This is a genomic window from Phormidium pseudopriestleyi FRX01 (assembly GCF_017313335.1).
Taxonomy (GTDB): domain Bacteria; phylum Cyanobacteriota; class Cyanobacteriia; order Cyanobacteriales; family Laspinemataceae; genus Laspinema; species Laspinema pseudopriestleyi.
The window spans coordinates 1-14,250 of record NZ_JAFLQW010000503.1; the positions used below are offsets into that span (position 1 = coordinate 1).

Genomic DNA, 14,250 nt, shown 5'->3' on the forward strand with positions numbered 1-14,250 from the left:
AGAATTAGCCCTGGCTAATCACAGCAGTGGGTCCCAAGATGAACTGCTGTTGCGGGTAGTTCAAAGTTGCCACAATATCGAACAATTCGTGCGCGATCGGCGTCGGGATGCGGAAATTCTCACCGCGTTTCACAGCACATTCGGGGAAACGGAACAAGCCTTAATTTTCGGACATTTATTACATCCCACTCCCAAGAGTCGTCAAGGGTTTGCTGATGAAGATTTACCGATTTATTCCCCGGAATTAAAAGGGAAATTTTCCTTACATTATTTTCGGCTACATCCCTCAATTGTCTTAGAAGGGTCTGCACTTCCAGAAACCGCGACTCAGTTAATTAAAACTGAACTGATTGCAGATCCGCAAGTATCTGAAGAATTTAAGCAGATGTATTGTCAACCGGATGACTATTCCCTGCTGCCTTTGCATCCCTGGCAAGCGCACTATTTGCACCGTCAACCTGTGGGAAAAACCTTATTTAATCATGGTTTACTGGAAGATTTGGGACCCCAGGGACGGGCATTTTTGCCCACCTCTTCCATTCGGACAGTTTATCACTCTGATGCTGCATTCATGTTTAAACTTTCCCTAAATGTGAAGATTACCAATTCTGTGCGAATGAATCTCTATAAAGAGTTGGAACGGAGTGTGGAAGTCCATCAGATTTTAGCCGGTCCGATTGGGGAAGAATTGCGACAAAATTATCATCAATTTGATATCATTCGGGACCCGGCATTTCTGGCAGTCCAATTCAACGGCGAACCCCTACCGGCTTTTGCCACCATTCTGCGACAAAATCCATTTCAAACTAATCCGGCAACCGATGCCACCTGCATTAGTTCCCTCTGTCAAGATTCAATTTATGGGGATGGTTCTCGTCTAGCAAATCTGATTAGAACCCTAGCCAAACAAGAAAATCGTACTTTATCAGAGGTGAGTTTAGATTGGTTTCATAGCTATTTAGAGATTTCTTTACAACCGATTCTCTGGTTGTACTTTACTCATGGAATCGCAGTGGAAGCGCATCAGCAAAATAGTGTGTTGCAGTTGGCGGATGGATATCCAGAACGGTTTTATTATCGGGACAACCAAGGCTATTATTTCCGGCAGTCTTGTTATGAACATCTCAACAAAATTCTACCGGGAATTGGGGATAAAAGTCAAACCGTCTGTGACGATGCGATCGCCGATGAACGATTGGCGTATTATTTTTTCCAAAACAATCTATTTGGATTGATTAATGGGTTTGGAGTAGCGGGATTGGTGGATGAAACTCTCTTGCTGGCTGAGTTGCGGCAAGTGTTAGAACAGGCAAAAACTATGAATACCAATGGGTCAAATATTTTGGAGAATTTATCTCAGCCCAAGTTACGCTGTAAAGCCAATTTGCTGACGCGATTTCATGATATGGATGAGTTAGTCGGTTCTTTGGCAACTCAGTCGGTTTATGTGGGGTTGAATAATCCATTGGTTGCCGGTTTATAGGCTGATGTAGGGTTTTTAAAAGATTCTGAAAGCCCTCCTCTGTGTCTTGGGGAGGGAACTCAGGATGTCATCCCGCCATTTATAACACAGCAAAGGAATAGAAGAATACTGAGAACATGATGGCATCAACACAGGTAGAAAAAAAGCCAGAGTTTGCTTACCAGAACCATGACTCAACTCTGGATAAAATTATTGCATTTCGCAAGGTTAAGTTAGGGGAAGATTTAACGAAAATTCATCACTGGATGAATCAACCTCATGTAATTCCCTTTTGGAATTTAGGGTTAGAGTTAGATAAAATGCAGGCGCATTTAGAACGGGCGATCGCAGATACCCATCAAACTCTCTATATTGGGTATTTAGATGGGGTTCCCATGAGTTATTGGGAGTCCTATTGGACGAAGGACGATATCCTTGCTAACTGTTATCAACCCCATCCGGAGGACCAGGGGATTCATTTATTAATTGGGGAAACGGATTATTTGGGAAAAGGGTATGCGTTACCTTTGTTGAAGGCAATGACGGCGTTTCAATTGCAGCATTTGCCGACTCAAAAAATTGTCGCAGAACCGGATATCCGCAATCAAAAAATGATTCATGTTTTTGAAGGTTGCGGGTTTGAATTTCAGCGGAAAATTACGTTACCCGATAAACAAGCGGCTTTGATGTTTTGCAGTCGCGATCGCTTTATGGAAAGGTGGGAATCATGATAGAACCCCTGTACGATATAATCGGCGTGGGAATTGGACCCTTTAACTTAGGATTAGCGGCCCTTTTAGCCCCCACGGGAGTTAAATCTCTGTTTCTGGAACAAAAACCAAAGTTTCAATGGCATTCGGGATTACTCATCGAAGGCTGTACGATTCAAGTGCCATTTTTGGCGGATTTGGTGACGATGGCAGACCCCACCAGTCCCTATAGTTTTCTCAACTATCTCCAGGCACATTCTCGTCTGTATCATTTCTATTTGTACGAAAATTTTCACATTCCCCGTCAGGAATATAACCACTATTGTCAGTGGGTGGCACAAAAGTTAGACTGTTGTCAATTTGGACAGCGAGTGGAAGGGATTACCTGGGAAAATACGGGGACTGAGAGTTCTTATCAGGTGCAAGTAAGGCAGGTTGAAACCGGGGCTGTTTTAACGTATAATGCGCGGCATTTAGTCTTAGGAGTGGGAAGTATTCCCCAAGTTCCTCCCTGTTTTAGAACGGTTCATTCTGAGAAAGTTTTTCATTCTGCCGAGTTTCTGCACAAGCGCGATCGCTGTCGGGAATCTACATCAATTACTGTAATTGGTTCGGGACAAAGTGCGGGGGAAGTATTTTATGAACTGTTGCAGGAACAGTCTAGTTATGGCTATCACCTGGAATGGTACACGCGATCGCCGGGATTCTTCCCGATGGAATATTCCAAGCTGGGGTTAGAGCATTTTTCCCCAGATTATACGACTTATTTCTACTCCTTACCTCCGCAAAAACGGGATGGGATTCTGTCTCAGCAAAACTTGCTTTATAAAGGCATTAGTGCTAAAACGATTGCCGATATTTACGACTTGCTGTATGAACGTTCGGTTTGTGGCAATCAACCGGATATTAAGTTACTCTCCCTCGTGGAAGTGAAGGAAGTCGAATCCGTAGGCGATCGCTTTATTTTGGGATACCGACATCGGCAACAAGAAACTCGTTTTACCCATGAAACCGACTGCATTATTCTCGCGACGGGGTATGATCATGCGATTCCCAACTGTATTGAAGGGATTAGGGATTTGATTGCCTGGGATGACAAGAATCGCTATGGGGTAAAACTGGATTACCGACTGGCATTAACGCAAGATATCCCCAATCAAATTTTTGTGCAAAATGGCGAATTGCACAGTCATGGCGTGGGTGCACCGGATTTAGGATTAGGGGCTTATCGCAACTCGGTGATTATTAATACCCTGCTGGGTGAAAGTGTTTATCGAGTCAATCGCCGCAATGTCTTTCAGCAGTTCGGTGTCACCTGATGAAATCTGAGAAATCACTGCGATTTGGCGCACTCTTTTTATGTGTATTCCTCGCGATTTTTTCGGAGGTTTTACTCTCGCCATTCTATCCCCAATTTTTCAGTAAAGTGTTTGGAATGGAGGATTTAGCCTATACCGGCTTTTACATTTTTGTTTGTCGGTTAACCGTGGTTATCTGTGCGCCCGCATGGGGATTTTTAGCCCGCTTTTGGGAGGTTAAATATCTGCTTTATGCGGGTCAAGCTGGGGCAGCGGTGATGACAGCATTAATGGCAACCAGTACCAGTGCAAATCAGTTTCTTGCCTATACGATTTGTTTGCTGCTGTTCAAAAGTTCTTACCTGTTAGTCTATCCTTTAATCATTCAATTAGCAGGGAAAGAACGGCAATCCGCCATAGCTGGAACCTATCAAGCAGTATTTCATGGGGCCATTGTTGCTGGGACGATCGCCGGGGCTTGGATGGTAAATTTAGAGGCACCTTTGCGGCTATTTTATGGGGTCGCCGCAGCGGATTTATTCCAATTTTGTCTCTGTTTATTCATCCTGAAAAATGTATCCACTCAACAGCCGGAAAAATCGCCAGCAGAGACGACAGACGCAGTTGGCAATCAATGGGAATTTATTCTCGCCCTTGGCTTAGTGATTTTAACCTTTCAACTTGCCAATAATTTAGTGCGTCCCTTTTTTACCACTTATGTCACCCAATCCGATAAATTTAATGTGGATTTGGTAGCGAGTAGCTATCTGTTTATGATTCCCAGCGTGATGGCGATCGCCGCTTTACCTTACATCCGCAAATTCTGTCAATCTGACCGTCTGAGTTCTATTTACTTGATAGGAATTGGCTTATTAGCCGTGACTCTTTTCCTCCAAGGATGGACAAAATCTCTGGGAATTGTTGTGCTTGCCCGAATCGTTTATGGCTTTTGTTTAGCCGTGACTCAGGCAACTTTAGAACTGAGATTATTTGGCAGTAGTAGCAGCGATCGCCTGCATTTTAACTACAGTCTTGCCATGTCCTTTGCCAACTTAGGTCATTTGGCTGCGCCCTTGCTGGCATCTTGGGCAGTGAGTACCTCTAATTTAGCCGCCCCCCTCTGGGTTGCAGCGGCAATTTGTCTAGCAAATTTAGCCTTTGCAAAATTGACTATTTTCGGCGGATTCCCTCACCCAATCCGGGTGGAAATCCAGGAACAAGTCCCGCCTGCGCGGGCTAAGAGATAACAGTTCAATGATACATTTTAAGGAAGTAAAACCAATGGAAAATTTAACAATTCTCAACCAAGCCTTACAACCCCAACGCTGGCAAAAAGTTAGCGCCAAGCTACTGGCAAAAATGCTGTCAGAGTTCATGTATGAGGAGATTATCCAACCGGAACTCATCGAACAAACTAGCGAGTCTGAAGCCCGATATAAACTGTCTATGCCCGAAGGGATTGCCTATCAGTTTGAAGCTAAACAAAGGTTATTTGATAGCTATCGGGTCAAACTTGAATCCATTCAAAGATGGAATGGGACCGCATGGGAAGTCACAAAAAATCCCTTTCAATTCGTTATCGATGCTCATACTGCTGTTGGAATGACGGCGCAAACTGCTGGACATTTGATTAAAGAATTCAGCAATACCTTACTGGCAGATGCTCATCTGGATGCCCGGAAAGAAGCTCAACAAATCGACTTGCTGGGGTTGGATTATGCCCAATTAGAAGGGGAAATGGAAGGGCATCCTTGGATTACGTTTAATAAGGGACGCATCGGGTTTGGTTATGATGATTATCTCGCCCATGCCCCAGAAAGCAAGCAATCAATCCATCTGACTTGGATTGCGGTATTGAAAGAACGCGCACAATTTAATGCGATAGAAACCCTGGATTATCAAACTCTGATTCAAGAGGAATTAGGACAAACAACGATTTCAGAATTTCAAGACATTCTGAAGGTTCATTCAGTAAATCCCGATGATTACTTCTTCATGCCAGTTCATGATTGGCAGTGGAATAATATCGTGGTATCCCTGTATGCGGAAGAAATTGCCACCGGGGGAATTATCTTTCTGGGCAAAAGCCCTGACTGCTATTTACCTCAACAGTCAATTCGCACTTTTGTCAATATCAGCAATTCCGAAAAACGGCACGTTAAATTACCCCTGAGTATTTTCAATACCTTAGTCTATCGGGGACTGCCAGGAGAACGAACGGCTATTGCCCCCAAAGTCACAGAATTGGTCAAATCTATCTGCGATCGCGACTCTTTTCTATCAAAAGAATGCCGGATGATTCTCCCGGGAGAAGTTGCCAGTATCAACTACGATCGCTGTTACTATACCGAACTTCAGGGCGCACCTTATCAGTACAAAGAAATGCTGGGCTGTCTGTGGCGGGAAAGTGTGCTTGCCTATTGCGAACCGGAAGAAAAACCAATTACCTTAGCCGCATTGGTTCATATCGATGGCAATGGCAAACCCTTTATTTCCCAACTGATTGCAAAATCAGGATTGACGGTGTCAGCATGGCTGGAACGCCTATTTAATGTCATTTTACCCCCGCTATTACATTATCTATATCGGTATGGGGTGGTCTTTTCTCCTCATGGAGAAAACACTATTTTGGTCCTCAAAAATCATCTGCCGCATCGCTTGGCAATGAAAGATTTTGTAGATGATGTCAACATCAGTCGGCATCCCTTACCCGAATTAGATATCATTTCCCCAGAATTACGGACAGTCTTACTCACCGAATCCCCGGAAGGACTTTGCCAGTTTATTTTTGCCGGATTGTTCATTTGCCATCATCGGTATTTATCCGATATTGTGGAAACTTATCATAACTATCCGGAACGGACTTTTTGGAAACAAGTGCGTCAAACCATTTTGAACTATCAACATCGCTTCCCGGAATTACAAGAACGATTTGAATTGTTTAATCTGCTTGCCCCGAAGTTTACCAAACTGTGCTTAAATCGTAATCGGTTAATTACTTATGGATATGCCGACGATGGCGATCGCCCTCATGCTTCTGCTTTCGGAACCGTCACCAATGCCTTATATGAAGTAGCGGAGGACCCGGTAAAAATAGGTTTTTAAAAAAAACTCAACCCTCTCCTGCGCTGGGTTTCAGCCAATTAGTCCGTTAAGGCGGGCTAATTCTAAACCGGGAGTTTAAGTGTAAATCAGGGAAAAATGATACAAATCCAGAGTACAATTAGCCTCATCGTTGACAAGGTAAGGAGGAATCATTGTGGTTGCTATAAATGCCCGTAACCTGAACATTAGTTATGGCGATCGCCCAATTGTTCCCAATCTTTCCCTCTCCCTGGAAACGGGAAAGGTGACGGCTTTAATTGGACCCAATGGATCGGGAAAAAGCACCGTATTACGCACCCTAGCGCGACTCTTAAAGCCCAAGCAGGGTGCAATTTATCTGCATGGGCGAGATATTGCGACGATGCCGACTCGGGTAATTGCCCGTCAGTTGGCGATGCTACCGCAGTCCCCAGATATCCCGGCTGGAATTACAGTGTGGGAGGCGATCGGATATGGGCGATATCCCCATCGATCGCTGTTGCGAGGACTCTCTCACAACGATCAGGCGGCGATGGATTGGGCGTTAGGTGTCACTGGACTCACTTCATTACGCGATCGCCTGATGGATACCCTCTCGGGCGGCGAACGTCAACGGGCTTGGATTGCAATGGCGTTAGCCCAAGAAACCCAGGTTTTACTATTAGATGAACCGACGACTTTTTTAGATATTCGTCATCAAATTGATATTTTAGCATTAGTTAGAAGACTCAACCGGGAACGGAAAATAACCGTCGGTTGGGTGTTACATGATTTGAATCAAGCCGCTGCCTATAGCGATCGCATTCTGATGTTGCGTTCCGGTGAAGTAATTGCCAGTGGTCCTCCAGCAGAGGTGATGACGCCGGAGAATATTTTAGCCGGATTTGGAGTAGAAATGATGGTGATTCCCCATCCGGTAACCGGAACTCCGACTTGCTTTCCGTCGGAGTTAGGAATTTTAGAAGCAATTAAGGGGGTCGGATGAAGCGTCAAACTTGTACTAAAATTAGTCTATTTTCAGCGACAAGTTACCTGGGTAAATTATTTCGATTTATTCTTTATTTTGCCGCGAGTTTGGCGGTGGTTGCCTGTACCAATGGCATCTCCTCTCAAACCGAAGTGAATTCTTCCCTAGAATTTGCAGAAACCCCCACGCGAATTGTTGCATTGGAATGGGTTTATGTGGAAGATTTGTTAGCATTGGGAATTCAGCCGGTGGGTGTAGCAGATATCGCCGGTTATCACCAATTTGTGCAAATTGAACCCCAACTGGCTGATCCGGTTATGGATGTGGGAACGCGGCAGGAACCGAGTTTAGAAGCGATCGCCCAATTGGAACCGGATCTGATTATTGGGGTGAATTTGCGCCATGAGGCGATCGCCTCTACCCTCTCGGCGATCGCGCCTACTTTATTATTTGACCCCTATCCCGCCCCCGAAACCGGGATTCGTCAATTGGATGAAATGGAACAAACCTTTCTTAAGATTGCTGAAGTGGTGAATGCCAAAGCCAAAGGCGAGGCAGTCTTACAGCAAATGCGCTCAAAATTTGAGGATGCCGCCCAACAGTTAAAGGGGAAACAACTCGCCCAAACTCCCTTTATTCTCGGTCAATTCGTCAGCGGTGCACCGCAAATTCGTTTATTTAATAATAACGCAATGGCGGTACAAATTCTGCAACAATTGGGCTTAACGAATGCTTGGCAAGGCGCAGTAGATCCATTTGGGTTTAACACCGCCTGGATTGAGTCGCTACCCCCGGTAGAAAATGCCAACTTTTTCTATAGTGCCCAAGAAAACAATCCCTATTTCAAGCAGTTAAAACAAAATCTCATTTGGAAAAATCTGGCATTTGTCAAAGAGAGTCGCTTGTACTCCATTGGTAGCGAGACTTGGATATTTGGGGGTCCGCTTTCGGCGGAGGTATTTGTGGACAAGGTAGTGCAGGCATTGATGGCAAATAGAGAAGATTTACCCAATTAATTGAGGACAGAGTAATACCCTGTCCCAACGGAAGAACAAATATAAAAAATAGAATGGTGTTTAAGATTTTTGGATCTAAATTATCTCCCCTTGCTTCTCGACAATTAACTTCCGCAGCGATGATTTTGCTGGGGGGATTGTTGCTGCTGGTGATGTTGCTGTTCATTCATATAATTCAGGGACAAACTGATATTAATATTGGGACAACCCTCAACGCTATTGTTGCCCCGGATGAGAATCTTGCCGCCCATAATATTGTGCGACTGATGCGCTTGCCTCGGGCGGCGATCGCAGTGATCACCGGGGCCGCTTGGGGAATCGCCGGGGCATTGCTACAAACTGTTACACGCAATCCCCTCGCTTCATCCTCCACTCTGGGAATTAATGCTGGCGCTTATTTTGCGGTAGCAGCGACAGGAATTTTTGCCCCAGACTGGTTCGCCCGATCGCCGGTTTTAGTGGCACTCACCGGGGGATTGCTGGCGGCGGGATTAACCTACGCCATTGCTGCCGGGGTCCAGGTTTCTCCCATTCGTCTCACCCTCTCCGGTGTTGCCGTTTCCCTCGCCTTGGCTTCGTTTACGGCACTCTTGCAAGTCTTTTATGAAAATCAAACCACGGGATTATTCTTTTGGGGGGCCGGTTCGTTACTACAAACAGACTGGAGTAATAGCGCTTACGCCTTTCCCCGAGTCGCGATCTCTGCTGGGTTAGCCCTCTTGATGTCCCAATCTCTCGATGTGCTACTCCTCGGCGATGACATGGCGCGATCGCTGGGACAACGGGTGCAACTAACGCGCTTATCGGGGACTGCGATCGCCGTTTTCCTGGCGGCAGTTGCCGTGAGTGTGGTAGGACCCATCGGGTTTATCGGATTAGTCGCCCCTCATTTAGTGCGATTGATGGGATGTCGCCCTCACGCCCTCTTACTGCCCGGTTCAGCAATTTGGGGCGCGGTGGTCCTCGTCGCTGCGGATATTTTCGCCCAAAGTGTGAAAACCAATTTAAGCGAAATTCCCGTCGGGACTGTCATCCCCCTTGTCGGTGCACCGTTTTTAATTGGATTAGTCCGGAAAACTGCCAATCTCGATGGCAGCAAAGGGAGAACGGTCCTCGCTTCCAGTCATCGCCCTTCCCGTCGCTTCTCTTATCCTTTGTTACTGGGAACTGCAATTGTCGCCCTGGCAGTCGCCTTGCTTGCTGGATTGGTATGGGGTGGAATTACCTTGAACCCTTCCCAAATCCTCGACACCTTCCTCGGTGGCGGAACCGCACTCTCACAAAAAGTTATATTTAATTTACGCTTACCTCGTCTACTGGTGGCAATCTTTGCCGGGGCATCCCTGGCGGTGAGTGGGTTGCTGTTGCAAGGGGTTGTGAGAAATGCGATCGCCGGTCCTGAAATCGTCGGTATTACCTCCGGGGCGGGATTAGGGGCGATGTGCGTCCTCGTTTTAATGCCCAATCCCCCCGTAGAAGCGGTGGCGATCGCAGCATTTGTCGGTGCCTTTGTTGCCTTTGCTGCCGTCTGTCTCCTGGCATGGCGCGATGGACTCTCTCCCGCTAGTTTAGCCCTCGTCGGAATTGCCGTTTCTGCCTTTTGTAGTTCCGGAATCAACCTGTTAGTTGTCATGGCAAAACTGCGTGTCGCCCAAGCGCTAGTCTGGCTGTCTGGGAGCACTTATGCCCGGGAATGGGTGGATTTGTGGCGTTTAATTGCATGGCCCTTGGTTCTGCTACCCATCGCTTGGATTTTCTCACGTTGGCTGGATTTAATGGCCCTCGGGGATGATGTACCCCGATTGGTAGGAATTCCCCTGCAAAAAGCCCGAGGGATTTTATTGACGATCGCCGTTGCCTTAGCTGCCGCAGCAGTTTCCACCGTGGGAACCATTAGTTTTGTGGGATTAATTGCCCCCCATGCCGCCCGGATTTTGGTTGGCACAAATCATCGGAAATTAGTGCCATTTGCCGCAATTTTAGGCGCGCTTTTAGTCGCCATTTCTGATACCATTGGCCGAGTAGTATTAGCCCCGAAAGAGATTCCTGCTGGGTTAGTGGTGGCGGCGATCGGTACCCCTTATTTCCTGTGGTTGCTGTGGCAAACCCGAGGCAAAATGGCTTAAACTCACTCATCTTGTCTCTGAATCCAGCTATTTCCCGGAGTCTATCTCCTTTTTGATAAATTTTCTTAGAACAAAATACCCCTATTGCCAGTAACTTTCCCGTATTTAGGGAAAATTTTACCTCAACTTGGGGACTGTCCTGCCTTGGTAATTGAAGGCTAAAAACCTTGAATCTCTTGCCTGTAAATAATTTCAAGCCCTGAAACCGATGGTCAAAACCCTGACTTGACAAATTATCCCCCTTAGTTTATGGATCTCAGATCCGTTGAACCCGGATGCTTTTCATCTCAACTGGCTGTAATAGTGCTAATATTTTTAAAACTCTATTGCAAATACCTTGCAATAGTGCTAAAAACTTTAAAGGGTGTTACTCCGGCATTTTTTGGGTGTTGGAGAAACAGGACAGAGCGATCGCGCCCCTGTTGTCCCCACCTTTGTTCTGAGGAGATCTAGCAGGCATGACTTTTTCTACCGTTTCTGCGGCACAGCGAGAACAACAAGAGGAGCAAATCAAGACCCTGATTGGATGGACCCTGATGGGTTCAGTCGTGGTGCATTTGGTTTTGTTGCCTTTGATGGCGAACTTGATGGTGACGCGATCGCCCGAAGTGATCGAGGAACCCATTGAATTTATCGTTCTTGATGAACCGGAACCCGAACCGGAACCGGAAGAGGACCCGCCACCCACAGAACCGGAAGCATTAGCAATCCCCGAACCCGAACCGGAACCCGAACCGGAACCCGAAACTCTTCCCGAACCCGAAATGGTCGAACCAGAACCCCTGCCAGAACCAGTCCCCGAACCCGAACCTTTCCTGCAAGAGCAACCGGCCCCAGTCCCCGAACCCTTCATGGCGGAACCGACCCCGGAACCTGCACCGAGTCCCGCCCCCATAACACCCCAGCAAGCACCTTCTCTGTCCGCACCAGCGCCCCTGGATCCGGTGGAAAGTCCGCCGATCGCCCAGGAACCGGAGACCCAAAATTTAGAACCCCTACCCCAGTTAAATCCGGTGGACAGACTGCTAGATCCCCCGGCAGTGAGTTCGGTCCCGCAAACGCCGGGTCCCGAATCCGACTGGATGAACGACTTTAACTCAGCGAATCAACCGATCGCCTTAGAGGACCAAGAGGTTGCCTCGTCGAATCCCTTTGCGGAGAATACCCGTTCCCTAAATGAACCGTTGAATGAACTGCAACCCATCGAACCCCCAGTTACCGGGAGTTTACCCGAAATCCCAGGGGAGGAGTTGCTGACCGAATTTCCCGACTCAGACGCAACCCCTGCCCTAGACGAACTCAACCCCAACGGGCGATCGCCTTGGGATGACAACAGCAACGACACCCCCGAGGAACCCTTCAACCCGAATATCCAACCCCTACCCGACAATACCGGCAGTCCCGTCCTCAACCCCAGACCCGACAATACCGGCAATCCCGACTTGTTCTCACAACTGGAACCGAACAATCCTGCACCGAGAATTGAGGACAATCAGAACAGCGCACCTTCAAATTGGAATAATAACAGTGATTCGGGACTCAATGAACCTTTCAACCCCAATGCCAATAGTGCGCCACCGCGCGTTGCTGAATCGCCAGTGTTCAACCCGAACCCCGGAAGTGGTGAGACTTCTTCTTCTGACTTTTTTAATGATTTAGAAACCGCTACAAACCCCAACTCTAGCGGGACAAATCCCTCCTCAACTTCCCCCTCCACCTGGACAGGAAACAGTGATAATGGTACGGCATCCGAACCCTTTGGCGGCAACATTGGGCCGATGGATCCGGGCAGTAATTCCGAAACTCCTGCCGGTTCGCCGAACGGGTCCGAAAACGGGTCCGGATCCGTAGAATGCCGTCGCTGCGGGAAACCCAGCTATCCTAGAATTGCGCGAGACTCCGGATGGGAAGGGGTTGTCTTACTGAGTGTGGATATCGACCCCTCCGGGAATGTCACGAATGTGCGTTTAGAACAATCGAGTGGACATTCGGCCTTGGATGACTCGGCAATGGAGAAAATTTGGAGTTGGAAATTTGAGCAGTCAGACAATGGTCGGCAGAATCAGCTTGTGAGAATTCCATTCCGCTTAGAGGATTCATAACTCGATGAGGTGCGGTGGGTGATCCATCTGAGTTCACCGCCACCCAAAACCCAAACCCCCTAACTTAATGTTGTTTACCCTGAATTTATCTATGCTTCGTTCTATCCATTCATTCGGAATTCCCCTATCGATCGCCCTTACCTTGACTCTCCCCTGGCCTGCGATCGCCGGTGTGGTCACCTTACCCGATGGCGGTCGTTGTGAGGGAGAACTGCAAGAGGGCAAACTCAGCGGTCCAGGAGTCTGCACCTATGCCAATGGCGATCGCTATGAAGGAGACTTTAAAGAGGGCCAACCTCATGGTAGAGGCGTTTATACCTTTGCCGATAATAGTCGATATGAAGGCGAATTTAGCAATGGTCAATTTAATGGAACGGGAGTCCGCGAATTTGCCAATGGCAACCGCTATGAAGGTGCATTCAAAGATGGCAAATTTCACGGCAACGGGTCCTATACTTCGGGGAATGGCATCCGATTCGAGGGAGAATTTGTAGAAGGGTCTCCTGCCGGTAGCGGCACTTTTGTATTTCCCAATGGCAACCGCTGCACCGGAACCGTCGCCGATGGTAAACTCAACGGTCAAGGGTCTTGTGAATATGCCAATGGCAATCGTTATCAAGGGGAATTGGTGAATAGTCAACCCCAAGGTCAGGGAATTTATACTTTTGCCGATGGCGGACAGTACGAGGGCGAATTTACCGAAGGCCAATTAAACGGTCAAGGAGTGCGAGAATATAGCAATGGCGATCGCTATGAAGGACAGTTTGCCAATGGTAAACCCGAGGGCCGGGGAATTTTTGTCTTTGCCGATAACAGTCGCTATGAGGGGGAATTTAGGGACGGTCAATTTAATGGGGAGGGAGTACGGGAATTTACCAATGGCAACCGTTATCAAGGACCGTTTGTGAATGGCAAACCCCAAGGACGCGGAACCCTGACTTTTGAAAATGGTAATCAGTATGAAGGGGAATTTGTCGAGGGTAAATTTAGTGGAGAAGGGGTGTTTACCTTTGCCAACGGGAACCGTTATGCTGGCACGTTTCGCGATGGTCAGTTTAGCGGACAAGGCATCTATAGTTTTGTCAATGGCGATCGCTGTGAAGGCGAATTTTCCGAGGGGAAATTTCAGGGAACCGGAAGCTGTACCTACGCCAACGGCGATCGCTACGAAGGTCAATTTTCCGAAGGTGAAAAACACGGAACCGGCATCTATATTTATGCCGACGGTACCCGCATCGAGGGCAGTTGGCAAAACGGGGAACTGAAAAATTAGAGGGTTGTTACCTGACGGGGTTAGAAACCGGGTTTTTGGACTAACAAATGGGTTGATGGCCGGGATTGACAGCATGAATGTCTTCAGTCCCAGATTCGGGCCACGATCGCCGATAGGATGCCTCTTCTGGTTTACCCCATCCCAATTGGAGAAGGATTTCCAGGAAGTCGGATTTTTCCCATTTAAACAGGGTCGCCCATTCGGTTTTGAGG

General features: G+C 47.4%; 10 protein-coding genes. All 10 read left to right on the forward strand.

Annotation, left to right across the window (positions count from 1 at the left end):
• On the forward strand, positions 1-1,483 hold a 1,483-nt coding region (locus J0895_RS19105; RefSeq protein ID WP_207089595.1), incomplete at its 5' end, for an IucA/IucC family protein.
• A gap of 116 nt (positions 1,484-1,599) precedes the next feature.
• Complete coding sequence (locus tag J0895_RS19110) at positions 1,600-2,193, forward strand: GNAT family N-acetyltransferase (RefSeq protein ID WP_242541414.1); 594 nt, start codon at positions 1,600-1,602, stop codon at positions 2,191-2,193.
• Complete coding sequence (locus J0895_RS19115; protein WP_207089596.1) at positions 2,190-3,491, forward strand: lysine N(6)-hydroxylase/L-ornithine N(5)-oxygenase family protein; 1,302 nt, start codon at positions 2,190-2,192, stop codon at positions 3,489-3,491. The genes J0895_RS19110 and J0895_RS19115 overlap by 4 nt, the downstream gene beginning before the upstream one ends.
• Complete coding sequence (locus J0895_RS19120) at positions 3,491-4,717, forward strand: MFS transporter (protein WP_207089597.1); 1,227 nt, start codon at positions 3,491-3,493, stop codon at positions 4,715-4,717. The genes J0895_RS19115 and J0895_RS19120 overlap by 1 nt, the downstream gene beginning before the upstream one ends.
• A 34-nt stretch (positions 4,718-4,751) precedes the next feature.
• Positions 4,752-6,575: an IucA/IucC family protein gene (locus tag J0895_RS19125; RefSeq protein WP_207089598.1), complete on the forward strand. Its 1,824-nt coding sequence runs from the start codon at positions 4,752-4,754 to the stop codon at positions 6,573-6,575.
• 154 nt (positions 6,576-6,729) lie between these two features.
• Complete coding sequence (locus J0895_RS19130; RefSeq protein ID WP_340643554.1) at positions 6,730-7,539, forward strand: ABC transporter ATP-binding protein; 810 nt, start codon at positions 6,730-6,732, stop codon at positions 7,537-7,539.
• Positions 7,536-8,537: an ABC transporter substrate-binding protein gene (locus J0895_RS19135; protein ID WP_207089599.1), complete on the forward strand. Its 1,002-nt coding sequence runs from the start codon at positions 7,536-7,538 to the stop codon at positions 8,535-8,537. The genes J0895_RS19130 and J0895_RS19135 overlap by 4 nt, the downstream gene beginning before the upstream one ends.
• Positions 8,538-8,590: 53 nt before the next feature.
• Complete coding sequence (locus J0895_RS19140) at positions 8,591-10,663, forward strand: iron ABC transporter permease (RefSeq protein ID WP_207089600.1); 2,073 nt, start codon at positions 8,591-8,593, stop codon at positions 10,661-10,663.
• Positions 10,664-11,121: 458 nt separating this feature from the next.
• The gene (locus J0895_RS26500; RefSeq protein ID WP_207089601.1) at positions 11,122-12,765 is read left to right on the forward strand and encodes a TonB family protein; all 1,644 of its coding nucleotides are present in this window, start codon (positions 11,122-11,124) and stop codon (positions 12,763-12,765) included.
• A 91-nt stretch (positions 12,766-12,856) separates the two neighbouring features.
• Positions 12,857-14,038, forward strand: coding sequence for an MORN repeat-containing protein (locus tag J0895_RS19150; RefSeq protein WP_207089602.1), 1,182 nt, complete (start codon positions 12,857-12,859; stop codon positions 14,036-14,038).
• The last annotated feature ends 212 nt before the right edge of the window (positions 14,039-14,250 follow it).

Bases quoted from the DNA above. Each gene is read 5' to 3' on its own strand.
- J0895_RS19140 (WP_207089600.1), top strand. From the start codon at position 8,591: ATGGTGTTTAAGATTTTTGGATCTAAATTATCTCCCCTTGCTTCTCGA.
- J0895_RS19135 (WP_207089599.1), top strand. From the start codon at position 7,536: ATGAAGCGTCAAACTTGTACTAAAATTAGTCTATTTTCAGCGACAAGT.
- J0895_RS19125 (WP_207089598.1), top strand. From the start codon at position 4,752: ATGGAAAATTTAACAATTCTCAACCAAGCCTTACAACCCCAACGCTGG.
- J0895_RS26500 (WP_207089601.1), top strand. From the start codon at position 11,122: ATGACTTTTTCTACCGTTTCTGCGGCACAGCGAGAACAACAAGAGGAG.
- J0895_RS19150 (WP_207089602.1), top strand. From the start codon at position 12,857: ATGCTTCGTTCTATCCATTCATTCGGAATTCCCCTATCGATCGCCCTT.
- J0895_RS19115 (WP_207089596.1), top strand. From the start codon at position 2,190: ATGATAGAACCCCTGTACGATATAATCGGCGTGGGAATTGGACCCTTT.
- J0895_RS19110 (WP_242541414.1), top strand. From the start codon at position 1,600: ATGATGGCATCAACACAGGTAGAAAAAAAGCCAGAGTTTGCTTACCAG.
- J0895_RS19120 (WP_207089597.1), top strand. From the start codon at position 3,491: ATGAAATCTGAGAAATCACTGCGATTTGGCGCACTCTTTTTATGTGTA.